This is a genomic window from Desulfitobacterium elongatum, assembly GCF_055378975.1.
This window is the reverse complement of the sequence record NZ_AP038772.1, coordinates 3,713,594-3,737,134: the sequence shown is the minus strand read 5'-3', so window position 1 is coordinate 3,737,134 and position 23,541 is coordinate 3,713,594. Positions and strand designations below refer to the sequence as shown.

Below are 23,541 nucleotides of genomic sequence, written 5' to 3'. Positions count from 1 at the left end.
TTTCGAGACAGCTCCTTTTAACGATTCAATTAATCGAATAACTCTTCGAGAAAGGATTTGTGCCTTTTCTTTTTATAATGGTCGTATCCGTGGGAATTTTGACTATCATGCTCTTTCCCGTACTGATGTCCATGGTAGTTAGGAGATGGGCTATCCGAGTACTTGTTGTATTGTGAAGAGTTACTTCTCTCGATAATTTTGTCAAGCTCTCCACGATCAAGCCAAACTCCTCGACACGTTGGACAGTAATCGATTTCAATACCTTGTCGCTCAGACATTGTGAGGTCAACATTGCATAAAGGGCATTTCATTCTATCATCTCCTTTTCAAAGATTCGTTTACGCTAGTTTACCCTGTTTATGATTGAGTGTAAACAGACTATTTTGAAAGGTTACCTCAAATAGCTATTGTTCATAAGTGATTTTATAGGAGCCGTCACAGCGTGACGTGGCCCGTTTTGAGTTGAACAGAATCGTTTGATTAGTGCTCACTTGACGGGGACTTAGACCAATCCATCGATTTTCTTGGGAAGAATCACCGTAAACTCGCTTCCTTGACCTACGTTACTTTCTACCTCAATTGTTCCTTTATGAAGCTGTGTAATCTGCTGAACTAAGGCTAAACCGATTCCCGTTCCACCCGTTTGACGAGCACGGGATTTGTCTGCGCGGTAAAAACGCTCAAAAATAAAGGGGAGGTCTTCTTCCGGAATTCCCATTCCCGAGTCGCGAACTCGAACACGGACGTCAAGAGTATTATTCTCAATTCGGATACTAATTTGCCCCTTGCTTTGGGTATATTTATAGGCGTTGTGAAGGACATTGTAGAAGAGCCGCGTCAAAAGGTGCTCATCTCCTTGGATTACTATAGACTGCTTTGGTTTTTCCCATTCCAGATTAATTTCTCTTTCCTGGATCAGAGGATAGAGCTTATAGATAACTTTATCCAAAAGCTCTTCGACATTAATCTGTGCAAAGTTGGGTTTTAAGGCTCCAATTTCTGCGACGTTGAGATCTTTGAGATCACTCGACAAGGCAACCAAACGTTCGATTTCTTCATTGATGATTGTAAGATTTTCGGCGTCCGCTGGAAGTACTCCATCCTGGAAGGCTTCGATATAACTTCTGATGGAAGTTAACGGGGTGCGTAATTCGTGAGCAATATCTGCTGTGAATTGTTTGCGGAGGTATTCCTGTTTTTTAAGATTATCAGCCATATCATTGAAAGCTGTTGCAAGCTGCCCCACTTCATCTTTTGTTGATATGGGAACCTGCTCATCAAGATGCCCCTCACCCACTCGATGAACTGCCTTGGTTAAGCGTTGTAAAGGAGAAACTAAACGGCGACTTGTCCAATAACTTAACAAAATACCAATAATAAGAGCTAGGCTTCCGGCAAGAAGTAAGGAACGATAAATGGCAGATACGAAGGACGCATCTGAAGGATTTAAAATACGAGCACTTGCAGGATAATGGACAACTGCAATCGCCAAAATACCCTGAGGGCCAATAACGTTGAGAGTCTTCGTCTTCCATTCTTGAACGGAGTAATCCATCCCCATCCCCATCCCAGAGCCGTTATGCATCATGGATTCCATTGGGTTTACAAGGGTAAGAATGGTTTTTCCAGAGGGTTCTTTGAGCACTATTTCTGTGCCCAGAGGAAGAGTATGAGCGATATTATTGAGTGCCTGAGGATCCCAACAGTCATTACTGAGGTAACTACTACTCAGACGGTCGGGTAATTGATCAATCGCAGCCTCTGTTGTGTGTGTTACGTAGTCGCTGAACTGCCGTTGGAAGACTAAGTTTACTGAGAGCATGCTGAGTAGTAGTGTTATAAGAATAATGACTAGGGACGAGAGGAAAAGTCTTCGGCGCATCTTACTCCTCCAGATTCGGATTAAATTTATAACCAACGCCATAAACCGTTAAAACTATTTTCGGATCACTAGGCACTTTCTCAATCTTTTGTCTGAGTTTCTTAATATGGGCATCAATGACGCGTTCATCTCCACCAAAATCATGTCCTTGAACAATTTCGACGAGTTGGCTTCTGGAGTAAACTCGTCCTGGATATTTTGCAATAGCACCAAGGATTTTAAACTCTGTGGGAGTTAGTGAAATGACTTCTTCACCTAAACGGATTTCGTGGTGAGAGTTATCAATGGTAAGGCCGTTATCATAGGTAATAACATCGGCTAGGAGGGAGGTCTCGGCAGTAGTACGACGTAAAACAGCTTTTACTCTTGCAACGACTTCCCGAGGGCTAAATGGTTTACTAATATAATCATCTGCTCCTAAAGTTAAGCCTTGGATTCGATCCTCCTCTTCGACTTTTGCGGTTAGCATGATGATAGGGGTTGCAGAGATTTTTCGAATCTCCTGGCAGATTTCTTCTCCTGAAAGGCCGGGTAACATGAGATCAAGTAACACTAAATCATAGGGATTTTCTTTGAACAAGGCTAAGGCTACAAGCCCATTGATTGCGGTCGTAACATGAAAACCTTCTTGTTGAAGATAAGCCTTTAAAACATTGCTAATATTCTTTTCGTCATCGACCAATAAAATTCGCATCGGAGTGTTCTCCTCTCAGCTTAAGTTACATGGCTATATAGTTCATTCTAGTTGAGGATGTATAAGTTTAAAAGAGATATTACTAGAATGTACCTTAATTTCATAAGAAATTCATAAGTTATTCATGTAGAGATCATACGTATGGACAAAATGAGAGGACCCAAGCCTTATAAGCGGCCTTAGGTCCTCTTTGATTATTAAATATTCATGATTCAAATACAGCTTATAGAAGCTTAAGCATTTCGTTCACAGTTAGCAATTAAATCATTTACAACTTGCCCTGCCATAAGAAGTCCGACAACCGGAGGTACAAAAGAAATACTGCCAGGTATTTGCCGTTTAAGCGCACAATGTGCATCTCCACCTGGGCAGATGCAGTTATTACGGCAATCGGCTTCAGTTGGTAACGGGGTAAGCGGAAGATCAGGAGAATAAACGACCTTTATACCTTTTGTAATTCCTTCTTTACGTAGCAATTTGCGCACAGCTTTGGCAAGAGGATCTCCGCTCGTCTTAGAGATATCTGTGATTCTGTAGTTCTCTGCGGAAAGACGATTGCCAGCACCCATGCTTGAGATGAGCGGAATTCCACGCCCCAAACATTCTTTGGCTAAGCACACTTTGCCGGAAACGGTATCGATTGCGTCAACGACATAATCAGGATTCTGGCCAAGGAAACTCTCGGCATTCTCTGCTGAGAAGAATTCTTTTACCGCTTCGACGTTCGCTTTGGGATTAATATCTAAGATTCGCTTTCTCATGACCTCCACTTTAGCTTGTCCAATTGTCGAATAGAGGGCATGGAGCTGACGGTTAATATTAGTCAGGCAGATCTCATCATAGTCGACTAATATTAAATGACCGACTCCAGCACGCGCAAGTGCTTCGGCAGTATATGACCCAACTCCACCGATTCCGAAAATAATGACGGTACTTTCGCTGAGCTTTTCCAAGGCTGTTTTACCTATAAGAATTTCCGTTCTAGAAAATTTATGTTGCATCGTTAATATCCTCCTAATTCAATGGGCTATGAAAAGAGCCAGATTCTATCAGTATACCATAATTGCTACATTCAAATGAAACCCATAATTTGTATTTGGTTACTATTATTTAATTTGTTTTCAAATATTGTTCTCCATACATTTCTCGTCTCTCTTAGTTCTTTTACACCCCACTTAGGACATAGATATGCCTTAGTAAGGTCAAGAAGGGGTGGTTGACAATGGATCCTTTAGTTCACTCTCTGCATTTGAGTTTGCAGAATGGTTCATGGTGGGTCATGATATCCATGTTTACTGCAGGGATTATTCTTTCGTTCAATCCATGCATGGGGGCAATGATTCCGCTAGTCCTTGGAGGGACACGTCAAACAGGCTATGGCAGATCAGTCCAATTTATAGTTGGGTTTACGCTAACTCTTATGTTGCTGGGCGCTCTTGCGGCAGTTGTGGGCACACTATTTAGATTCCCTGGTTTGTTCTGGACCATTTTTTTAGGTGTCTTATATCTTATTGCTGGAGCAATTTTACTGGGGATCAAATTTCCAATTAACATTTCAGGATTCTATGTAACAAATAAGAGATTATCATTTCAAAATATATATAGCCATGAGGGTCTTAGTCCTTGGATACTGGGAAGTTTCTTTGCGTTAGCCCCCTCGCCTTGTACTACGCCGGTTATACTAATGGTGAGTGGAGCGGCTATGGCGAGCGGTAAAATTGCATTTTCTGCTTTGGCCTTAGGCGCATTTGGATTAGGCCATAGTTTATTATTAGCTTTGGCCTTCCTACCCGCGGTCCGAAAATTGTTTAGAGTAAATGCTTTGTCGCAACGTTTGCGTCCAATTCTTGGAGTCGCCTTAATTATCCTGGCAGGGTATTTCCTAGTTGCCCAGCCCAACTTATTTGACCATAGTGTAGTAACAGGGCATGATCACTAGTGAACAGTTTCTCTGCCTAAATTATTGAATTCCCTGTTTGAACTCTTTACTTGAGTTGTTTCGACAAATTATGTCATGATGGTGTAGTATAATTTGTTGATAAGAATTTAGGGAAAAGTACTGGGGGAGATTTAATGAAATCTGTGAATTTAGAGGAATTAGCTCAGCTGTATCGGAAGGATTCCGAATCGGTTTATAATACTTGGTTTATTGATAATGAATCTAGGATGAAGGCTTTCCGATCCATTCGTAGAGGAGTTATCAATATCATATCATCCATTAAGGGCTCATCCTTTGGTAACGACTTTAAGGGCTCCCCCCTAGAATTTGTATTAAACTGCATCACTGAGCAGAAGCAGGTCTTTGTCGGTGCTGCACATCCATTTTATTGGAAGCCCAAACTCCGGATTCCTGATATTTATGAGAATGAGACAAACAAGCAGCTTTTTGCCCAGTTTTTAGAGTCTTGTCTGTCGGCAACGAGTGCGGATAGAATAGTAAAGGAAATTATTAAACTCGATGGATACAAGATCAAAGGGCTTGGTCCAGCTGTTGCTAACATTCTTTACTTTCTTCATCCGACACTCATACCGCCCTTTAACACGGCGATGGTCCAAGGTTTTAATGCCGTATTTTCTGAGAAGAAGAAGTTAGGCTCTTGGTCTGATTACTTAGAGATGCGAGAGACTATCCTTGAAGCTAACCAGAAACTACAATCAACTTTATCTAAAGATTTAGGGGCCTTTTCGGGAATGCTATTTGATGTTGGAATGGGCAAGATTGTTCTCGACGAAAATTGGGAAACGGCATTGAAATTTGATAAGGAAAAATTACAAAAGGCTTTACGGAAACGCCATCAAGAGGTTCAAGGCGAAATAAGTGAGGAAAATGAACATCTTCGCATGCAACTTCTACTTACAGAAATGGGTCGCGAATTAGGTTATGATGTTTTTGTTGCTAATAATGACCGTACTAAATGTTTTGACGGAAAGAGTCTAGAGTACCTTACAATTCCTAATCTTCCTTCGATGGATTTGCCTATAGAAGTAGCAAAAACAGTATCACTTATTGACGTAATCTGGGTTAGCCGAGATAATGCAAAGATTGAATGCGCTTTAGAAATCGAGAAAAGCACCTCAATTTATTCTGGAATCTTACGCTTAGTCGATTTGGCCTCCTCTCTAGGAGAAAAGGAATATAACTTTTTCTTGGTAGCACCTGATTCTAGAGAAAAAGAAATTATTGCCCAACTTAAAAGACCTTCCTTCAAAAATCTTGCTTGTATAAAGCTAAGATATATGCTGTTCTCTGATTTAAAGGAACACTGCAATGGTATTTGCAAATTTGGTGAGGATTATAAAATACTAATGAAAATTGCAAAAGAATGTGAGTGCTGTTAAATATTTAGTTAATAAAAAGTAGAACTTGTAATTATACGAAAGTGTTATCGATTTAAAAACGAATTAATCAAGGCCAGCTTATTATAAAAAAACAAATAGCCAAGAACAATCATCATAACTCCGCTTGCCTTTGTAAGGTAGGGAAGATATCGATTGAGCGTTTTTAATTTTGAACCGAATTTCTCTGCGAATAAAGCGAAGACTAAGAATGGGATAGCCAGTCCGAGAGAATAAAGTGTTAACAGGCTCATCCCCTGAGTGAGGGTCTCTGTGCTTCCGGCATAGACTAAAATGCTTGCTAAAACGGGCCCAATGCAGGGGGTCCACCCAGCTGCAAATATTAACCCTAAGATAACGGAACGGCCAAACGAGGCTGTATTTTCTTTGGGATTAAATGAAATTCGCTTCTCGCGATAAAGCCAATTCAATCTAAATAATCCAAGCATGTGGAGACCAAAGAAAATCATAACCACACCACTTAATTCACGGAGGAACACCTTATTTATATTTAAAAATTTACCAATCAAACTGGCAGAGGCACCTAGGGCAATGAAAACAAGTGAAAAACCTAGGATAAAACCAAAAGCTCGGGTAAGTATTATATTTTTATTCCTCGTTTCTGTATCTGCTATTAGGTAAGATAAGTAGACTGGAAAAATCGGGAGGACGCACGGGGAGAGGAAGGAGAGAATACCTCCTATCAAAGCTGCAGTCAACGAAATACTATCTTGCATTAATAAACCTCCAAGTTATCTTGAATAGGTCTTTTCCCAGGGGCGATTCTTCTCTATAATCAGAGGAGAGTAGAATCTGCTAGCACTGTTACAAGTTTAACCTATTTTGATGGAGGCGTGAACATGAAATTAAGATTGGTGGCAATTGTAGGAGTTATTGCGATTGTCCTCTTGACGACATTCGGTATGAAGCAAAGTACTACTTCAGAGTCGACACCTGTAACAGCGACTAATGTAGGATATGAAATCGGAAATACTGCTCCAGACTTTACGCTGAAAACCTTGGAGGGGAAGACGGTAAACCTGAGTGATTATCGAGGTAAACCGGTATATATTAATTTCTGGACGAGTTGGTGTCCTGCGTGTAAAGAGGAGATGCCAGAAATTCAGAAGTTTTATGAAAAAAATAAAGAGCGTATAGCTGTTTTGACTATAAATATTACTTATTCAGATAAGATGACAGATGTTCGAGAAATCTTAAAACAGAATAAAGCAACCTTTCCCGTTTTACTCGATGAAAATAGCACAAATTCAGTGACGGATCGCTATGGAGTCTACGGGATACCCGCAAGTTTCTTCATAGATAAAAACGGAATCATCCGTGCTCATCATGAAGGAGCAATGACTGTGAAAACACTCGAGGAGAGTTTGATGAAGGCTTTAGTTCAGTAATATATGACAATACTTTTTGTCTTTCACGGGGCTCGGCAATGGCTGAGTCCTTTAGTATTTTGGGAATTAAATGTTAGTGTAGCAAATGGAACATATTCTGTGCGAAATAACTCAGATAATGTGATAATTTAAAATATGATTGCAGTTATTCCGCAAAATTATCAGATCCACTGACTTGGCACAGATATTGCAATGTGAAGACTACTCGAGACATATTTACAAGAAGCTTTGTAAAGAACGATGCTTAAGAAGATGCTTGTAAATCATGATTTAGAAATAAACTATTAAAAAGGAGTTGTCCAAACTTGAAGAAAGTACTTGCTATAATTTTATCAAGCATCTTACTAATATCGTTAATAGGATGTAGCTCTTCAAAACCTAACGAAAAACAATCGATGGATCAACAAATGAAAAATAATCCGGAAATGAAGAATGATCCACAAATGAAGGATCACTAAATGACTAGGAGGGGCTTAGCAATAGCTGAGTCCTTTTTATTTGGGAAGAAGCTTGTGCAGCAAATCGTACATCCATTGTTTGAAATAACTCAAATACAATAGAGAATTTTTAATCCAGAATGCTGGAATGTCGTTCGTTGTACGCTTGGACTTGGTTGGCACACATATTGCATAATCATACTCGCGAACCTAATCACAAGGAGGCAGAAAGAATAAATGCACAACACAAATACATTAAAAAAAGGAATTGTCATTTCTCTGATGAGTGTAAGCCTATTATTCAGTTTTACTAGTGTGAGTTTAGCTGATGAAAAGGGCGGAAGCATGGGCGGAATGAATATGGGTGGTAGTACTGCGACGCAAACTGCGCCCGTTGAAAAGAAGGCTCAAGATAGCCAATCGAAGAGTTTACAGCCCGAGGCATCTAACTCTAGTGCGACGTCTGAGCATGAAGCTATGCCAGGCATGGACCCTAATATGGAGGGTATGAAAGAAAGTGGTGAACATGAAGAAACGGCTGGTATGGACCCAGAAATGGAGGGAATGGGTCACGGTGAAAGTAGTGAATCCTCAGAAGAAGTCAATTGGATAATTGTCGGAGGGTTCCTTGCAATTAATGCTCTGATCATTATTATTGCGGGTGTATTAAAGTCCTCGAAAAAAGTTTTGCCGCAACTATAGAATGAAGGAAGTGATAAAGATATGTCAGTAGCAAAAAAAATGGAGCCGATCAATCAAAATGCTCCTGAGCCCCAGAAGAAGAATTTACTCAACAATAAAGTGATACGAGCCGTTCTCAAGAGTCGCTGGTTTCCAGGAATCATTCAAATTCCCGTCCTAGCGGTGTTTGCGTTAATCGTTTTTGAATTAATTGCTGGCCCAAGCTCTGCACATGATAACTTTGGTACCGCGGGAACCTGGGTACTCTGGTGGCCCCTTATCCCCATTATTTTCTTACTACTAGGACGTTTCTGGTGCGCGATATGTCCTTTTGCAACGGTCAATGACTGGGTACAGAAATTCGTCGGTAATAATCGACCTGTACCTAAATTCTTAAAAAAATATGGGATTTGGATTATTGATATCTTCTTTATCTTAATAACTTGGTCAGATCATACCCTTGGTGTTGTCGAAAATCCCAGAGGTTCAGGCGTATTGCTCCTAATCATGACTACTGGAGTAATTGCAAGTGGGGCCTTCTTTGAGCGTCGTACTTGGTGCCGCTATGTCTGCTTCTTAGGAGGACTTTCTGGAAACTACGCACGTTCTGGATCGCTTGAGCTTCACGCGACCCCAGAGAAATGTGCGAAATGCACTACCCAGTCTTGCTATAAGGGGAATGGAGAAGTAGCAGGTTGTCCTATGTTTGAATTCCCTCGTACCATGGATAGCATGGCGCGTTGTAACTTGTGTGCGAAATGTATTAAGACCTGTCCAAATGATTCGATACAATTAAGTACTCGTGTCCCCTCGAAAGGCTTGTGGTTTATTAAAAAGCCTAAATTTGAGGAATCCTTCCTTGCAATTGTAATCATGGGAATCGTTTTTGTGCAGAACATTACCATGCTAGAAGTTTGGCAGGAGATTCTTGGAAAACTAGAGAACTTTGTAGGAACGACAAATTACTTCGTAACCTTTACCATCACGTTCCTTATTGCGATGGCTTTGCCCGTTCTCGCTTTGTTTGCAAGTAGTTATGGTTCTAAACTAGCGAACAAGAGAAGTACCATTGAAAACTTCGCACGGTTTGGGTACGCTTTGATTCCTTTGGATTTGGCTGGACACATTGCTCATAACCTGTTCCATATCTTGGCTGAAGGCAAATCGGTTATTTATACCTTTGTTGCTTTATTTGGGTCTGAAATGGGACATGGAGCCTCAGCAGCACTTGTGAGTAACTCTACTATCCAAATATTACAGTATGTTCTCATTGCTATCGGCACCTTTGGTTCAATTTTTGCAGCCTACAAAATCTCGAAAAGCAACTTTGAGGCTGAAGGTAAGACCGTGGCAAGTTTAGTTCCATTTGCTGTCTTAGCTCTGATATTAGGGGCTATCAATATTTATCTATTCATGCTCCCGATGGCCATGCGTATGTAGTTGGAAAATAATGTTTTTTAAGAAACGGTAGTCCCTATTGCTACCGTTTCTCTTTTTGGGTATAGTTAAGAATATAGAAGAGCAAAGATACCTTTGCTGGTACACATTGCGGGATATCCCACACTAATGTGTACTTTTTGGGACAATGTAATAATTAAACTCACCCATTTTGTTGTGATATTAAGCAGTTTTTCATCTGTTAATTTTTGGCATTATTTTTGCATGTTCTATTTCTGATGATACGTTCCTTAATAAATATTTCATAATGGAGGTTTTTTCTGTGGGCAAGAAGGAGAATAACAAAAGGGAAAAGTTTAAACAACCAAAGAAAAAAAGTAAAGCACCTATCATTGGGGCAGTTATCGTATTGGGCGTTGCCCTTCTGGTAGGAGTCAAATTCATGGACAGTCAAAAATCGAATGTTGATTCAAAAGCGACTGCAGCGGTTGGCCAGGCGGCTAATTATAGTGCTACCGAGAAGCTTCAACAGGTTAAAATTCCGCTCCCTAAAGTTGAGAATGGGAAGGTTACGGTGGCGACACTTACCGACCTAAAGGATAAGAAGTTTACTTGGACAGAGTATAAAGAGAACGGAAAACGTGTACCTCTTACTGCCATCGTCAGGCCGAATGGGAAGGTTGTTGTTGCGGTAAGCATTTGCGAACCGTGTAATGGAGAAACCTTTCATATAAAGGGAAATCAAATCGTATGTAACGTCTGCGGAACAACTTGGGATTTAAATACCTTCAAAGGGCTTAGTGGAGGTTGCCAAGATTACCCGCCCGAAATCCTGAATTATACTCAAAATGGAGATAACCTCGAGGTCGATCAATCTGTACTAAATGCTTGGCGCCCTAGGGTTTAATTGAATACGACTTAACCAACCTAATTCGTAGAATCACTACGATTTGTTTAAGATGAAGAAGCAGGTCATGAAATTCGCGACTTGCTTCTTAGTCTAAGGACATGTCCAAGCAAAAGGGGACGGAGGGAGTAGTGTGAACGATATAGCCCGTGCTAATGGCAGGACTTTTTTGTTGCTAGGCTTATTAGGAGTTGGCTCTCTACTTATTTTGGGTTTAGTGACTTCATTTTTTACCCTTGCACCTTTTATTAAATTCCTGCATAGTTGTTCGCGCATGCTAGCTGTTCCCAAATTTTATTTGTGGATTGGTATATTGGGGTTGGCCTTTCTCGTCAATTTCCTAGGATATATCATTTACACTGCTATTAAACAGAAAGTTGCCCTTAACAAGTATTTGGTTACCTTGACCTTCCTAGGTGAAAAACCCGACAAGCTCAAGACAGCGATTCATCGGACAGGAACGAAGAAAAGAGTACTATGCGTGGAGTCGACAAAAACTCTAGCATTTACTTATGGATTAATAAGTCCGAAAATCGTTGTATCGACATCACTCGTTGAAATATTAGATGAAGACGAGTTGGTAGCTGTATTACACCATGAAATATGTCATTGTCAGCAGAGAGACCCATTGAAATTGTGCTCAATAAAATTCTTATTTTCTTCAGTGTTTAGATTCAATCCCATTGCAAATCTGATAAACTACTTTCTTCTAACGATGGAATTAAGAGCGGATGAATATGCAACGAGATTAACGGATTGCTCTTGGTCCTTAGCCTCAGCACTTTTGAAGGTTATTCAAGCAGAAACGTATTTGCCTGAATATGCCGTTGGGATTACAACCGTTCTTGACGCTAGAGTCGAACGTTGTCTCAATCAAGAGTGGATGCCAGAGCCTGCCCTTGGGCGTAAAGATAAAATGATTTTAGCAGGATACGCTTCTGTAATGGGACTCATTATCTACTTTACATATAGTAAACTGATGATAAACTTCGGTTGTCATATCAATTTTCCAGTTTAAGAATTTATAGCCGACAAATGGTTATAAAGAAAAAACAACATACTCATTTGAACTGCACCTCCAATTGTTAGACACTCAACTAACAATTTGGAGGTGCAGTTTTTTGTGCTAGCTTTATAATCTGATAGTTCAACAACTTACGCGATTATTCATCAAAAGTTATCTTGTTCAAATTATTGCAAGGTGAATATTGAAATGTTATAATTTGGTTAGTTTAACTACTATCTATTGTAGTATTATCTGTGGTAGTACTGAATCAATAAAAAGCGCTATATACCATAAATTTAGAATGATATCAATATAATTTTGAAGTCGAGGTGAGAGGGTTGAAGGATTCGGGATTTGAATTTAAGACAGGGAAACATGGATTAGAGAAGATTTTAGGCCCCTTAGAAAGTGAAATTATGGAAGTCGTCTGGTCCATGGGTAAAGTATACGTAAGAGATGTTCACGAGGCGTTAAATTCGGGTGATGACAAAGCCATCGCGTATACGACGGTGATGACAACGATGAGTCGACTTGCCAAGAAGGGTATTCTAAAAACCTTTAAGGACGGTAATGCTTATACTTATGAGGCAGCGTCTGATAAAGGAAACTTCCTAAATAACGCGGTTGGAGAGGTGGTCGACGGTTTACTAGATGATTTTTCTGAGCCGGCTATTGCGCACTTCGTTGAAAAGATCAAGCAAGTCGATCCTGTAAAAATGAAGCAACTTGAAGAGTTAATCGCTTTAAAGAAATTAAAATAGCAGCAAATATTTTCGAAAAAAATAACTGCAGAAAGGAGTAGCAGCCTAATCCCTTCTGTGAAATAATTCACAATTAAAAATAATATTATAGAGGTGATTTATTTGTTAATACGCAAAAATTTGCCCCTTTATACTTTGGTCTTTTCATTGTTTTTACTCATTATTATGCCGAGTGTATCTTTGGCTGAAACAAACAACCTTAAGGCCTTGACCTTTGATGTCTCCGTAAGACCGGAATATGATAATCCCCAGACTTTGGTTGTTTATCAGGGTGAATTTATGAACGCAGGAACACAAACCATCAAAAAGGATACTCCAATTTCCTTTATCATCCCGAAGGACGCAGATATCGGCATGGCCTGTGAGATTAACGCCCAAGGCGGACATGATTGCCAACCCTACACTGCCAAAGATCTCGGAGATAATAAGGTTCAGTTAACTTGGAAAATAACCAAGGACATAGCTCCTAACCAAAAATATCCTGTCTTTCTTGAATTCTATTATGACAATAAAGCGGTGGCTCCGAATAAAAGTTTTGATTATAAGTTCCTTCCAACCTCCAAAATAGACGTACTTAATCTTTCAGTAACTGCTCCGAAGACAGCCACTAATTTTGTTACAAATCCAGCAACTTCAAATGTTAGCCGTGATCAAGAGGGACTTACGAATTACCTTTTTACTTTCAAAGATCAAACCCCGGAAACTCCACTGAATATTAATATAAGCTATGTGAAGTCTGATAATAAACCTACTTTTGATAAGCCACAGGTCGGTGATAATACATCTAATTCTTCCACCGGTGGGGGAGAAAGCTGGTTAACCAAACCAGAGGTTTTAATCCCTGCGATTCTAGCCATTGCAGTGATTGGCTTTCTAGTTATTTATGCTTTAAAAAAACCCCAACATCAAAGTAAGTCCCAGCACAACACTTCTTCTAAATCGACTAAGGCAAAGAAGATTCTAGAGGCTAACGACAAGCTAAACGCTGAGAAAAGAAAAATCCGCCAGATGCTCTTAGATGGAAAAATTAGTGAAGATACCTACAAGCAGCTCCTTGAAGACCTGCAGGATCGACATTGATAGGCAAAGGGGATAGCCATGGAACTTAAGAAGAAAAAGAACCTGAAAATCGTCGTCGGAATGCTTATTATTGTTGCTGCTATTGCCTACTTAATTTTCTCAAGTTTGTCCACCGTCAGTACTGCGTATTACATGAGAGTGGGAGAGGCCTTGCAGGGAAACCTTGATGCAGCAAAAACTTACCGAATTGAAGGCAAGATTGATGTTGAAAAAGCGATATATGATACGAAAAAGACGCCAATAGAACTTAAGTTTCAAATCTATGATGATAATAATCCGGAACAAAAATTGACGGTGATATTCAATGATGTGAAACCTGATAACTTCCAAGATGCCACAGGGGCTGTTGTTGAGGGAAAATTTCAAACTGACGGCACTTTTAAAGCGGATAGTCTTAATCTCAAGTGCCCTTCCAAGTACGAAGAAGGAGGCTCGACAGAGGACGAAGGAAGAATCTCCAAATTCTTACGCTCGCTTGGACTTAAATCCTAGACCTATTATTCAAGGAGGGATTCTGCAATGGCCGAAGTTGGCTATTTCTCACTGATTCTTGCTTTGGGTGTAAGCTTATATGGTATCATCGCCTTCATCATAGCAGTTCGTAGACAGAATCAAATATTACTAACCAGTGCAAAGAATGCTTCACTCTCCGTGGCTCTGCTGAGTACGGTTGGAACGGGGATTATGGTATTTTTCTTGATGACGGGTGAGTACACGATTAAGTACGTGTATGATTATACAAGCAATGACCTTCCCACATTTTATCGATTTGCTGCTTTATGGGCTGGAAATGCGGGTTCATTACAACTCTGGCTGTTGCTTTTGTCCTGGTATACCGTCGTTGTCTCTTATTCAAAAAAGACGATAAACCTAACTCCCTACGCCAGTAGTCTTCTACTTTTAAATTCTGCCTTTTTCCTTTTCGTTTTGGCTTTTTTGGTAAACCCTTTTGAAAGGGTTGCGGGTTGGCGACCAGGGGCATCGCTGGCAGATGGTGCAGGAATGAATCCGATGTTGCAGAATCCTGGCATGGTTTTTCACCCTGTAACTACCTATCTTGGCTATGTCGGCTTTGCAATACCCTTTGCGTATGCTATGGCTGCCCTGATTACTCGTAATGCAGATGATCAGTGGATTCGCGTCACTCGACGTTGGACGATTGTCGCATGGCTCTTCTTAACACTCGGGAATTTATGGGGAGCACAATGGGCCTATATGGAACTGGGTTGGGGAGGGTACTGGGGATGGGATCCCGTCGAGAATGCATCCTTTATACCTTGGCTCACTGGCTCTGCTTTTTTACACTCAGTTATGATTCAGGAACGGAAGAATATGCTCAAGGTCTGGAATGTATCTCTTATAAGTATCACCTATGTCTTAACCCTATTCGGAACCTTCCTCGTGCGTAGTGGAGTGCTAACCTCTGTACATGCTTTTGGCAGTGGTCCCTTAGGGCGATATTTCCTTGTCTTTACACTGCTCATGTTATTCTTAGCATTCGCCCTTATCATTTACCGTCAGGATTTGCTTACACAGGATCACACCTTTGAGTCCTTTCTTTCGAAAGAAAGTAGCTTTTTAATTAACAACTTAGTCCTTGTCGGAATTGCTTTCGCCGTGTTTTTTGGAACGATATTTCCTTTGGTTTCCGAAGCAGTTAGAGGGGTCAAAGTTTCGGTAGGCATTCCCTTCTTTAACTCAGTGGTTGCACCTTTAGGGATTGCCCTATTCCTCCTGATGGGTATTTGCCCGCTTATCGCCTGGCGTAAAGCCGCTTGGCGAAACTTAATCGATAACTTCCTTTGGCCTGCTTTGGGAGCACTACTCGTCGTTGTCATCTTATTTACTAACGGTGAACGAGATATATACCCTATGCTCGGATACGCCATCGCGTTTTTTACCGCATCTACTATTCTTCTTGAATTTATCCGTGGTACAAAAGTGCGTCATCGTCTCACCAAAGAATCGTACCCTTTAGCGTTTATCCGCTTACTGTTTCGCAATCGTCGTCGCCACGGAGGATATATCATTCATCTCGGTCTCGTTATTATGCTGATCGGCATTATTGGCTCTAACAGTGCAGCTCTTAATCTCACCAAAGCAGTAAGAATCGGCGAAAGTGTGGAGATTGGGAATTACCGATTATCTTACCAGGGGTTAGATGAGAGACAAAATGGCACTAAAGATATCGTGTATGCCAACCTTTTAGTTTCAGATAAAAAAAGTGGTAAGTTCCTTGGTAGAATTGAACCTCAGAAGGTATTCTATGCAACCTCAGAACAGCCATCAACTGAAGTTGGACTTCGTTCCACGCTTAAGGAAGACTTGTATGTTATTCTTTCGACCTGGGAAAAAGATGGGACGACAACGTTTAAATTTTTCGTAAATCCTTTGACGGCTTGGCTGTGGATTGGGGGGTATATTCTTGTTCTTGGTGCAATTTTTGCACTTTGGCCTGGCCGTGGGAGTCAAGCAGGGTCAAAGTACTTAAGTAATGCTTCTCATCCTTCACCTCGCATCTTAGGGGAAGGGGGACAGGCTTCGTGAAAAAGTCCTTTTTTAGAATTTCTACGCTGACCTTTGTACTTGTCGCGTTGGGTGTGTTTTCTCCTTTATCGGTCAAGGCTGAAGAAGAGCAAACTAAAGAGATCCCTATTGATGTCGAGGAAGGAATAGTCTGTGTGCTCGATGGTTGTATGATGACGCTTCCTTCCTGTGAAAACGCGGCAGCTGAGCAATTAAGGAATGTAATTCGTGAGAAAATGTTTCAAGATGGAATGAACAAGGAACAAACTTATACCTATCTCGCTCAGGTCTATGGGGATAAAGTTCTGGCCGCACCTCCGAAGAAAGGGTTCAACTGGACGGTCTGGTTGGCCCCCTTTGTCCTCATCGTTGGTGGTGGAGCGCTTGTTTACTTGGGCTTAGAAAAATGGGTTATCCCAAATCAGGAAGTGGAGCAGCACGAGGATACCCAGCCTATCGACCCAGAGTTTGAAGAGAAGCTTGATCAAGAAATTAAGAAATATATATAGAGAGGAGGAAAAGAATTTGAATATCCTCTTTAGTACCCTTCTTATGCTGTTAACGATTCTACTCATTGCTTTTCCCTTCATTCGAAGACCCCAGTCTATAATAGCTCTTGGCGGAGAGCAGTCTCCAGAATCTATTAATCAAAAGGATTTGATTCTAGGTACGTTAGGTGAGATTGAATTTGATTATCACATGAACAAGCTTTCAACAGAAGATTATCAAGCGTTGAAAAACAATTATGCTCAAATTGCTGTCGATGTTTTTAAGGCAGAGGAAGCAAATGTTCTCGCCAAAGAAGACTTAACTCTCTCAAAATATAATCGTCAAGATATTGAAGCTGAAATCGAACGTGAATTGCAAGCCATGAATAAGAATGAGCAACCTATCCCTTCGTCTACCTGCTTTCGCTGTGGTACACCACTACTTAAAGCGGATCAGGAGTTCTGTCACGAATGCGGAGAACGCCAGAATTAATAGTGAAAGGGCGGACACCATGAGAAAGTCCTTTTTTCTTCTGACCCTATTCGTTATGTTTATTTTGATGCCTAACCTAAAAGTGCAAGCACAGCCTGCTAGTACTGAACCAATAAGTATTTCACAAGATCATTATGTACAGCAATCACTTGAGAAGGGTGTCGGCATTCGAGAAATTCTAAGCCTAACAAATTCAAGCAATCAACCCTATATTGGCACAACTTCAGATGCCTCAGATACGAGTAAGAAAGGCTGGCTTTTCTCTCTGCCTCAGGGATTTACAGACTTAGCTATAGATGCCTTAGCGGATGAGGAATATCGTATTGTAAAAGACGGAGTCCTTGTTTATAAACCCCTCGCTCCAGGGAGTACTACCCTCGTTATGTCTTATACAATACCAGCGGAGAACCTACCGGTGACTCTTACGAAGAAGGTCGTTTATACTACATCGAGCTTACTTATTGTCTCGCCACAGTCTCTTACAATCTCGTCCGATAAATTACAGCCGGGTGAAACCATTGAAATCAAAGGCACAGTATATCAAGAGTACTCCGTACAGAATCTTACTCAAGGCCAATCTTTGACGTATACGATTAATCAGGGAGCAGACACTGCCTCTACGGCTAATCGCATAGCATCTGGCTATGCTGTACCTGGACATCCTCAGTCTCATATTGCTCTTTTTAACTCAGAACCTCTTGTCTATACAAACCCTCATCTGTGGGCTGTTTACCTCTTTATCATGCTTGGTTTGGGAATTGCCTGTATTGTCCTCATAGGTAGAATACGTAGAAATACGCTTCAAGAAAAAAAGACAGTAAGTATTCAGTCGTTGGACAGCGCAGAGACGGAAGCAGTTGATGAAGAAGAAACATTTCTGAAACTCAAACGTTTGAATGATACGTTGCTCTTAGAAATACATTCACTGGATTCAGAATTCGCGTCAGGAAAAATTTCTGAGGAAAAGTATCAGGATTTGCGTAGACAGAAAAAGGAATTGCTTTTACAAGTTAAAATAAGGCTTAAAGATTTGACCGATGGCTAAGCGCCATCTTGATGGAGGTGAAAAGATGATTTTAGCAGAGGGGCTGACCCAAAAGATTGGTACAAAGGAAATCTTAAAAGGGATTGATTTAGAAATTCACGATGGAGAGTTTGTTACGTGTTTTGGTCCAAATGGGGCAGGGAAAAGTACCACCTTAAAAATTCTAGCACTCCTCAGTAAACCCTCAGGAGGTAAGTTATGGATAGATGGCCAAGATGCGCAAGAACACGCCGAAAATTTACGATCGAAAATCGGAGTTATTTCCCATAACTCCTTTCTATACAATAATCTTACTTCACAGGAAAACCTTGAATTCTATGGAAGGATGTATCAAGTACCTTACCCTAAGGCACGAGCAAGTGATTTACTTGAGAGAGTGGGCTTGACGAATGTTGCAAATGATCTCGTAAGTACTTTTTCACGCGGTATGCAACAACGTTTAAGTATTGCGCGCTCGCTTATTCATAATCCTTCCATTCTTCTGCTCGACGAACCTTATACTGGACTAGATGAAAGGGCTAAGCAAATTCTTAATAACGTATTGACTCAATTATCGCAGAATAAACAAACGGTTTTTTTAATCACACATGATTTTGATCAAGGCCTGGAACAAAGCAATCAGAGTCTAATCCTTGTCGGTGGTAAGATTGTCTACCACTGCAATTCCAGAGAGGTTAATCGGGTAGATTTCCGTAAGACCTACTTGGAACATGTGGGAGGAGTAGCATGAAATTCGTACACTTAAAGACTCTTCTTTGGAAAGAACTAAAAGGAGAACTCCGAACTAAAGAGGTTTTAAGTTCAATGTTAGTTTTCTCCTTGTTAGTTGTTGCGGCCTTTGGCTTCGCCCTTGATCTGGATCGAGCGGAAACAGGTAAGGTCTTGCCTGGGATAATCTGGGTCACATTGACGTTTGCTGGAATATTAGCCTTAAACCGCTCGTTTGCGGTAGAATTACAAAATGATTGCATCTATGGTCTCATGCAAACACCAGCGAGCCGAAGCACAATCTATTTTGCCAAATTGATTATGAATCTCTTACTGATGGTCGTAGTTGAGATTGTTATAGTCCCTTTATTTTTCATCATGCTTAACTACCCAGTTCCACCACATTTATGGCTACTCGTCGTGGTTCTGGCCTTGGGAACTTACTGCTTTATGGCCGTAGGGACTTTTCTTTCCGCGTTGGCGGCAGGAACTCGGGTCAGTGAAATGTTACTTCCCTTACTGATGTTACCCATGATTATGCCGGTATTGCTCAGTTCGACACTCGTGACCAGGGGGGCTTTTGAATTAGTACCCACAAACATTGGGATTTTCCTGAAACTGCTGGGCACCTACGCCGTAATCTTTACTGTATTGCCTGCACTATTATTTGACCACCTACTGGAGGTGTGAACGAATGAAACAAGTGATGAATCATTATGGAGAGAAGATATTAGCCTGGGTAACCTTTATGACACTATTTTTGGCTTTATACCTTGCTTTAGTGTACGCCCCCACGGAAAAGACAATGGGAGACATTCAACGTATTTTCTATTTTCATGTAGCCTCCGCATGGTTAGGCATGCTTGCTTTCTTCGTTGTTTTTTTGTCGAGCATTCTTTATCTCAAAACCCGGGAAAAGAAATGGGATATTTACGCGTATTCCTCCGCAGAAATTGGAGTGATTTTTACTGCGATTGTTCTCTTTACGGGACCAATATGGGCCAAACCCATTTGGCAAACCTGGTGGACTTGGGATCCTCGCCTAACAACGACTTTAATTATGTGGTTCTTGTATATTGCCTATATTAAAATTCGCTCATCCCTGAGTGAGGACGATAAACGTTCTCGTTATGCCGCTGTTTTTGGGATTCTGGCTTTTATGGATGTTCCCATCGTATTTTTCTCCATTCGTTGGTGGAGAACGATGCATCCCGGAGCTATCATCTCGGGAAGTGGTTTAGCGCTAGCTCCAGATATGAAGGTAGCCTTTTATGTGAGTCTTTTAGCATTCACACTACTCTATCTGCTGCTTATGCTTAAAAGTTCAAAAATAGAAACGCTGAGAGCAGAGATTACTGCTCTTAAAGAAACAATGAGGTGAGATGATGGATCGTTTATTCTTTCTTTTTGTAGCCTACTCCTTCATTTGGATTCTTATTTTCGGGTACATCTGGCGGCTAGGAACCCGACAGAAAAAACTGGGTGAAGAACTCGAAATCCTTAAAAAATCCCTTCAGGTCAAGTCCTAAGAGGAGGATGCGAATGGAACGAAAGTTGTTACGTCTAATACTCATTGCTGCTGTTCTCTTAAGTGTAGGAATGGCCGCTTATACTATGTCAGCTGCTTTAAAGGGAGATCGCTCATCAGGGATGCCTCCTAAAGCCTCCGTGAAAGAGCAGCAATCAGCAACCCCTTCAACCAGTCAAACCGTATCGATTGATGAGAAGCTCTTTCCTAAAAAACTTGCGGGGATGACCCGAACAGAAGCTATTGGGGGACAAGAAGCGATTTCCTCTGTAAGCCATTTACATGGTCTCGATATTACTCTTGCAGCTGCATTTGTGGTGAGCTATCAAGGAAATGGCAATTCCCAAATGACTCTCTGGTACTCTGAAGGTAAGAATGAACAGGATGCCACTCAGATGTACCGGGCAATGGATGAGAAAATGCCTAAGACTTCCGCTTTTAAAGACTATAAAACAGTCAAGCTTGATGGCAAGGACTATAAATTTGTTACCGGAATGGGGCAAGACCACTATTACTGGCAAAGTGGGAAGCGTGTAATGTGGGTTGCTATCGGAGGAGGTAACAGTCTCGACATACTCAAACAAGTCGCACCACTATACTAGCTTTTGGGGGTGAAGTCATGGCAAAGCTCGACGAGAAAAAAGCTCGGATTGAGGCGGGGTATATCAAGCGTCAGAAACGCAAAAAGATTGTCTTAAGTGTGTTCATAGGAATACTTGTCCTCGGGATTGCAGGCATCGTACTTTCCACTAGGGAGGCAATTCCAGGTTTTGACGATAAGTATTCTATAGGGAAAAGCATGAACTATGAGAACAAAAAAATTGAAATGACAGAGGTTAATCCGAATATAGAGAAGGGTCGAGTTAGCCTGTCCCTAGAAGATTTAAAGAAAAACTCCATTCTTTATGCTATGTATGACCCGAATCTGAATATTGGAAACGGGCAAAAGGGACTACCTATAATGGCCTATTTGACACCCGCGGGACGAGTTACAGTCGCGGTGAGTTTTTGCGAACCCTGTTATTCACGTAAATTCCACATTGAAGGGGATATCCTCGTTTGTGATGTCTGCAATACTCGTTGGGCATTGGCGGATCTTACCGGTTTGAGTGGTGGATGTCCGAAGTATCCTCCTCATGAGCTCGGCTATACAGTAGACAAGTCTTCTGATAAAATCTTTATCGAGGAAGCAGAGTTAAAGAATTGGAAACCAAGAGATTATGATACCTCGACTGCGAATGATATGACTAAGGCAAATTAGTTTCTCAACTTCAACCTTTACTATAGGAGGAAAATGATGAGTCTTATTAAGGTGGTTAACGTCTCGAAAACGTATCAGGGGGGAGAAGGGGCAGTCAACGCCTTGAGAAATATTAATTTGGAAGTTTCCGAAGGGCAGTTCCTAGCATTGCTTGGTCCTTCAGGTTCCGGAAAAAGCACTTTACTCAGTGTCATCGGAGCTTTAAACCCGCCAACTGAGGGCGAAGTTCTTATTGATGATATATCGATTTATGGATTGGATGATGAACGTCGAGCTGATTTTCGTCATGAATATGTCGGCTTCGTATTTCAGCAATATCAGTTAATACCCTATTTAACGGCCTTGGAAAATGTCATGTTACCACTAGCCATAACCAAGTATTCTGAAAAAGAGCAGAAAGAAATGGCTCAAAACGTGCTTGAAAAAGTAGGACTTGGCAAAAAGTCAATGCGCTTACCTAATCAACTCTCGGGTGGAGAACAAAACAGGGTAGCTATCGCTCGGGCGATTGTTAATGAACCCGCGATTCTTTTTGCTGATGAACCTACCGGAAGTCTTGATTCGAATACAGCGAAGGAAATCCTTGAACTTTTCCAAGCCTTGAACAGGGATGGACAAACAATTATCATGGTTACTCACAATTTGGAGAACCTGGCCTATGTATCCCGCTCGGTTTATATTCGAGACGGTATAATTGATACGAAACCAGAGCTCATCGTCGGTGGTGCATCATGAGGTTATCGCACATTTCGTATGAAAATGTTAGAAGACGGAAGACTCGCTCGCTCCTCTTAATCTTAAGTATCATGATTGGAGTTGCTACAAGCGTTTTTCTCTATACTACGACAAAGTCCATGGAAAAGGATGTTGCAGATAAGCTAGACCAATTCGGATCCAATATCCTCCTTTTACCGGAAACCGGAGAGACGTTATCGTTTGGAGGAGTAACAGTAGGGACGAGTCAGGGTAAGGAACTTGATATGGCAATGATTCCTCAGATGAAAACTATACAGAATAAAGAAACCCTTGCCACAATATCCCCGAAGTTATTGGCGGATGCAGACATTCAGGGAAAAAGGGCACTGCTTGTCGGAGTAGATTTCACCCAAGAGCTTCGACTTAAAAAATGGTGGAAAATTAACGGTTTAGAAAAAGGGCAGATGCCAGCAGCCAATGAGATTTTGTTAGGAAGTGATGTGGCACGAGTCTTAAATTTAAGCCCTCAGCAACACGTTCAAATCAAAGGGCAGGACTTTCAAGTCCGTGGGATCATTCAACCGACAGGCTCGATTGAAAATGACCAAGCGATCTTTATGGACTTAACTACCTTACAAAAGGTTGAGAATAAGCCCACGGCGATTAGTTTGATTGAAGCGGCCGCCTTTTGTTATACCTGTCCTATCGAAGAGGTAACGCGTCAACTAAGAGAGAAACTACCGGACGTCAAAGTGACGGCCTTGCAAGCGACTCTACAGTCCAGGGATGATACGGTTCAGCGATTTAGCCTATTTGCCATCGTTATTTCGGTCATCTTACTCATAACGAGCGGGTTTGTGGTCGCCATGTCGATGATTTCTTCTGTTAAAGAACGAACCCGTGACATCGGAGTGTTACGGGCGATTGGTTTTAGAAAACAACACATTATTCAAATGCTCTTCCTCGAGGTTAGCTTTGTCAGCCTGATTGGAGGACTGATTGGATTCGGACTTGGGATGGGGTTAGCCATGAAGTTTGGTCCTCTCATCGCACAGATGACAGTTCAAGTACCTTGGCAACCTATGTTGGCACTTTATTCTGTAGGTGCGGCATTGGTTGTGAGTCTTCTCGCTAGTATTTACCCCGCCTGGTCAGCAACGAAATTAGATCCAGTGGAAGCCCTACGTTACTTCTAATTTGGAGGT

27 protein-coding genes are annotated in these 23,541 nt (G+C 41.2%); 22 read left to right on the top strand and 5 right to left on the bottom strand.

Translation table 11 applies throughout. From position 1 onward, the window contains the following. Window positions 1–29: 29 nt before the first annotated feature. From ACZ42W_RS17705 to ACZ42W_RS17690, 4 genes are all read right to left on the bottom strand, one after another. On the bottom strand, window positions 30–311 hold the full coding sequence (locus ACZ42W_RS17705; RefSeq protein ID WP_464166587.1) for a TFIIB-type zinc ribbon-containing protein: 282 nt from the start codon (window positions 309–311) through the stop codon (window positions 30–32). 191 nt (window positions 312–502) lie between these two features. Next, window positions 503–1,882, bottom strand: coding sequence for a sensor histidine kinase (locus ACZ42W_RS17700; protein WP_464166586.1), 1,380 nt, complete (start codon window positions 1,880–1,882; stop codon window positions 503–505). Window position 1,883: 1 nt separating this feature from the next. Further along, entirely contained in the window at window positions 1,884–2,576 is a 693-nt protein-coding gene (locus ACZ42W_RS17695; protein WP_464166585.1) for a response regulator, read from the bottom strand. A 233-nt stretch (window positions 2,577–2,809) separates the two neighbouring features. Beyond that, window positions 2,810–3,577 carry a tRNA threonylcarbamoyladenosine dehydratase gene (locus ACZ42W_RS17690; protein WP_464166584.1) on the bottom strand — a complete coding sequence of 256 codons (768 nt, stop codon included), beginning with the start codon at window positions 3,575–3,577 and terminating at the stop codon, window positions 2,810–2,812. A gap of 221 nt (window positions 3,578–3,798) precedes the next feature. Here ACZ42W_RS17690 and ACZ42W_RS17685 point away from each other — a divergent pair, with 221 nt between their 5' ends. Further along, window positions 3,799–4,515 carry a cytochrome c biogenesis CcdA family protein gene (locus tag ACZ42W_RS17685; RefSeq protein ID WP_464166583.1) on the top strand — a complete coding sequence of 239 codons (717 nt, stop codon included), beginning with the start codon at window positions 3,799–3,801 and terminating at the stop codon, window positions 4,513–4,515. Window positions 4,516–4,649: 134 nt separating this feature from the next. Next, window positions 4,650–5,915 (top strand): hypothetical protein, encoded by a 1,266-nt coding sequence (locus tag ACZ42W_RS17680; RefSeq protein ID WP_464166582.1) that lies wholly within the window; start codon window positions 4,650–4,652, stop codon window positions 5,913–5,915. A 44-nt stretch (window positions 5,916–5,959) separates the two neighbouring features. On the opposite strand, the gene ACZ42W_RS17675 is transcribed toward ACZ42W_RS17680, so the two are convergent. Next, entirely contained in the window at window positions 5,960–6,649 is a 690-nt protein-coding gene (locus ACZ42W_RS17675; protein WP_464166581.1) for a cytochrome c biogenesis CcdA family protein, read from the bottom strand. A gap of 123 nt (window positions 6,650–6,772) precedes the next feature. Here ACZ42W_RS17675 and ACZ42W_RS17670 point away from each other — a divergent pair, with 123 nt between their 5' ends. From ACZ42W_RS17670 to ACZ42W_RS17575, 20 genes are all read left to right on the top strand, one after another. Next, on the top strand, window positions 6,773–7,321 hold the full coding sequence (locus tag ACZ42W_RS17670) for a peroxiredoxin family protein (RefSeq protein WP_464166580.1): 549 nt from the start codon (window positions 6,773–6,775) through the stop codon (window positions 7,319–7,321). A 674-nt stretch (window positions 7,322–7,995) separates the two neighbouring features. After that, complete coding sequence (locus ACZ42W_RS17665) at window positions 7,996–8,460, top strand: hypothetical protein (protein ID WP_464166579.1); 465 nt, start codon at window positions 7,996–7,998, stop codon at window positions 8,458–8,460. A gap of 21 nt (window positions 8,461–8,481) precedes the next feature. Next, window positions 8,482–9,879, top strand: a complete 1,398-nt coding sequence (locus tag ACZ42W_RS17660) for a 4Fe-4S binding protein (RefSeq protein WP_464166578.1) — start codon at window positions 8,482–8,484, stop codon at window positions 9,877–9,879. 280 nt (window positions 9,880–10,159) lie between these two features. Further along, a complete protein-coding gene (locus tag ACZ42W_RS17655) occupies window positions 10,160–10,744 on the top strand; it encodes a DUF2318 domain-containing protein (protein ID WP_464166577.1) in 585 nt (194 codons plus the stop codon). A gap of 133 nt (window positions 10,745–10,877) precedes the next feature. Further along, window positions 10,878–11,762, top strand: a complete 885-nt coding sequence (locus ACZ42W_RS17650) for a M56 family metallopeptidase (protein ID WP_464166576.1) — start codon at window positions 10,878–10,880, stop codon at window positions 11,760–11,762. A gap of 326 nt (window positions 11,763–12,088) precedes the next feature. Next, complete coding sequence (locus tag ACZ42W_RS17645) at window positions 12,089–12,511, top strand: BlaI/MecI/CopY family transcriptional regulator (RefSeq protein ID WP_464166575.1); 423 nt, start codon at window positions 12,089–12,091, stop codon at window positions 12,509–12,511. Window positions 12,512–12,613: 102 nt separating this feature from the next. Next, window positions 12,614–13,591 (top strand): hypothetical protein, encoded by a 978-nt coding sequence (locus tag ACZ42W_RS17640; protein WP_464166574.1) that lies wholly within the window; start codon window positions 12,614–12,616, stop codon window positions 13,589–13,591. An 18-nt stretch (window positions 13,592–13,609) separates the two neighbouring features. Beyond that, window positions 13,610–14,083 carry a cytochrome c maturation protein CcmE gene (locus ACZ42W_RS17635; RefSeq protein ID WP_464166573.1) on the top strand — a complete coding sequence of 158 codons (474 nt, stop codon included), beginning with the start codon at window positions 13,610–13,612 and terminating at the stop codon, window positions 14,081–14,083. 27 nt (window positions 14,084–14,110) lie between these two features. Beyond that, the gene (locus tag ACZ42W_RS17630; protein ID WP_464166572.1) at window positions 14,111–16,138 is read left to right on the top strand and encodes a heme lyase CcmF/NrfE family subunit; all 2,028 of its coding nucleotides are present in this window, start codon (window positions 14,111–14,113) and stop codon (window positions 16,136–16,138) included. After that, window positions 16,135–16,626, top strand: coding sequence for a cytochrome c-type biogenesis protein (locus tag ACZ42W_RS17625; RefSeq protein WP_464166571.1), 492 nt, complete (start codon window positions 16,135–16,137; stop codon window positions 16,624–16,626). The genes ACZ42W_RS17630 and ACZ42W_RS17625 overlap by 4 nt, the downstream gene beginning before the upstream one ends. Window positions 16,627–16,642: 16 nt before the next feature. Continuing rightward, entirely contained in the window at window positions 16,643–17,098 is a 456-nt protein-coding gene (locus ACZ42W_RS17620) for a hypothetical protein (protein ID WP_464166570.1), read from the top strand. A gap of 19 nt (window positions 17,099–17,117) precedes the next feature. Beyond that, the gene (locus tag ACZ42W_RS17615) at window positions 17,118–18,143 is read left to right on the top strand and encodes a hypothetical protein (protein ID WP_464166569.1); all 1,026 of its coding nucleotides are present in this window, start codon (window positions 17,118–17,120) and stop codon (window positions 18,141–18,143) included. Between the two features lie 25 nt (window positions 18,144–18,168). Next, entirely contained in the window at window positions 18,169–18,873 is a 705-nt protein-coding gene (gene ccmA, locus ACZ42W_RS17610) for a heme ABC exporter ATP-binding protein CcmA (RefSeq protein WP_464166568.1), read from the top strand. Continuing rightward, the gene (locus ACZ42W_RS17605) at window positions 18,870–19,541 is read left to right on the top strand and encodes a heme exporter protein CcmB (RefSeq protein WP_464166567.1); all 672 of its coding nucleotides are present in this window, start codon (window positions 18,870–18,872) and stop codon (window positions 19,539–19,541) included. The genes ccmA and ACZ42W_RS17605 overlap by 4 nt, the downstream gene beginning before the upstream one ends. A 4-nt stretch (window positions 19,542–19,545) precedes the next feature. Continuing rightward, a complete protein-coding gene (locus tag ACZ42W_RS17600; RefSeq protein ID WP_464166566.1) occupies window positions 19,546–20,232 on the top strand; it encodes a cytochrome c biogenesis protein in 687 nt (228 codons plus the stop codon). A 1-nt stretch (window position 20,233) separates the two neighbouring features. Then, on the top strand, window positions 20,234–20,380 hold the full coding sequence (locus tag ACZ42W_RS17595; protein ID WP_464166565.1) for a CcmD family protein: 147 nt from the start codon (window positions 20,234–20,236) through the stop codon (window positions 20,378–20,380). Window positions 20,381–20,393: 13 nt separating this feature from the next. After that, window positions 20,394–20,981 (top strand): hypothetical protein, encoded by a 588-nt coding sequence (locus tag ACZ42W_RS17590; RefSeq protein ID WP_464166564.1) that lies wholly within the window; start codon window positions 20,394–20,396, stop codon window positions 20,979–20,981. Window positions 20,982–20,998: 17 nt separating this feature from the next. Continuing rightward, window positions 20,999–21,640, top strand: a complete 642-nt coding sequence (locus tag ACZ42W_RS17585) for a Fe-S-containing protein (protein ID WP_464166563.1) — start codon at window positions 20,999–21,001, stop codon at window positions 21,638–21,640. Between the two features lie 36 nt (window positions 21,641–21,676). Then, window positions 21,677–22,375, top strand: coding sequence for an ABC transporter ATP-binding protein (locus tag ACZ42W_RS17580; RefSeq protein WP_464166562.1), 699 nt, complete (start codon window positions 21,677–21,679; stop codon window positions 22,373–22,375). Then, window positions 22,372–23,532, top strand: coding sequence for an ABC transporter permease (locus tag ACZ42W_RS17575; protein ID WP_464166561.1), 1,161 nt, complete (start codon window positions 22,372–22,374; stop codon window positions 23,530–23,532). The genes ACZ42W_RS17580 and ACZ42W_RS17575 overlap by 4 nt, the downstream gene beginning before the upstream one ends. The last annotated feature ends 9 nt before the right edge of the window (window positions 23,533–23,541 follow it).

What these genes read in the sequence shown, in the direction of transcription:
- ACZ42W_RS17705 (WP_464166587.1), bottom strand. Translation starts at nt 311, where the DNA reads ATGAAATGCCCTTTATGCAATGTTGACCTCACAATGTCTGAGCGACAA.
- ACZ42W_RS17700 (WP_464166586.1), bottom strand. Translation starts at nt 1,882, where the DNA reads ATGCGCCGAAGACTTTTCCTCTCGTCCCTAGTCATTATTCTTATAACA.
- ACZ42W_RS17695 (WP_464166585.1), bottom strand. Translation starts at nt 2,576, where the DNA reads ATGCGAATTTTATTGGTCGATGACGAAAAGAATATTAGCAATGTTTTA.
- ACZ42W_RS17690 (WP_464166584.1), bottom strand. Translation starts at nt 3,577, where the DNA reads ATGCAACATAAATTTTCTAGAACGGAAATTCTTATAGGTAAAACAGCC.
- ACZ42W_RS17685 (WP_464166583.1), top strand. Translation starts at nt 3,799, where the DNA reads ATGGATCCTTTAGTTCACTCTCTGCATTTGAGTTTGCAGAATGGTTCA.
- ACZ42W_RS17680 (WP_464166582.1), top strand. Translation starts at nt 4,650, where the DNA reads ATGAAATCTGTGAATTTAGAGGAATTAGCTCAGCTGTATCGGAAGGAT.
- ACZ42W_RS17675 (WP_464166581.1), bottom strand. Translation starts at nt 6,649, where the DNA reads ATGCAAGATAGTATTTCGTTGACTGCAGCTTTGATAGGAGGTATTCTC.
- ACZ42W_RS17670 (WP_464166580.1), top strand. Translation starts at nt 6,773, where the DNA reads ATGAAATTAAGATTGGTGGCAATTGTAGGAGTTATTGCGATTGTCCTC.
- ACZ42W_RS17665 (WP_464166579.1), top strand. Translation starts at nt 7,996, where the DNA reads ATGCACAACACAAATACATTAAAAAAAGGAATTGTCATTTCTCTGATG.
- ACZ42W_RS17660 (WP_464166578.1), top strand. Translation starts at nt 8,482, where the DNA reads ATGTCAGTAGCAAAAAAAATGGAGCCGATCAATCAAAATGCTCCTGAG.
- ACZ42W_RS17635 (WP_464166573.1), top strand. Translation starts at nt 13,610, where the DNA reads ATGGAACTTAAGAAGAAAAAGAACCTGAAAATCGTCGTCGGAATGCTT.
- ACZ42W_RS17630 (WP_464166572.1), top strand. Translation starts at nt 14,111, where the DNA reads ATGGCCGAAGTTGGCTATTTCTCACTGATTCTTGCTTTGGGTGTAAGC.
- ACZ42W_RS17615 (WP_464166569.1), top strand. Translation starts at nt 17,118, where the DNA reads ATGAGAAAGTCCTTTTTTCTTCTGACCCTATTCGTTATGTTTATTTTG.
- ccmA (WP_464166568.1), top strand. Translation starts at nt 18,169, where the DNA reads ATGATTTTAGCAGAGGGGCTGACCCAAAAGATTGGTACAAAGGAAATC.
- ACZ42W_RS17605 (WP_464166567.1), top strand. Translation starts at nt 18,870, where the DNA reads ATGAAATTCGTACACTTAAAGACTCTTCTTTGGAAAGAACTAAAAGGA.
- ACZ42W_RS17600 (WP_464166566.1), top strand. Translation starts at nt 19,546, where the DNA reads ATGAAACAAGTGATGAATCATTATGGAGAGAAGATATTAGCCTGGGTA.
- ACZ42W_RS17595 (WP_464166565.1), top strand. Translation starts at nt 20,234, where the DNA reads ATGATGGATCGTTTATTCTTTCTTTTTGTAGCCTACTCCTTCATTTGG.
- ACZ42W_RS17590 (WP_464166564.1), top strand. Translation starts at nt 20,394, where the DNA reads ATGGAACGAAAGTTGTTACGTCTAATACTCATTGCTGCTGTTCTCTTA.
- ACZ42W_RS17585 (WP_464166563.1), top strand. Translation starts at nt 20,999, where the DNA reads ATGGCAAAGCTCGACGAGAAAAAAGCTCGGATTGAGGCGGGGTATATC.
- ACZ42W_RS17580 (WP_464166562.1), top strand. Translation starts at nt 21,677, where the DNA reads ATGAGTCTTATTAAGGTGGTTAACGTCTCGAAAACGTATCAGGGGGGA.
- ACZ42W_RS17575 (WP_464166561.1), top strand. Translation starts at nt 22,372, where the DNA reads ATGAGGTTATCGCACATTTCGTATGAAAATGTTAGAAGACGGAAGACT.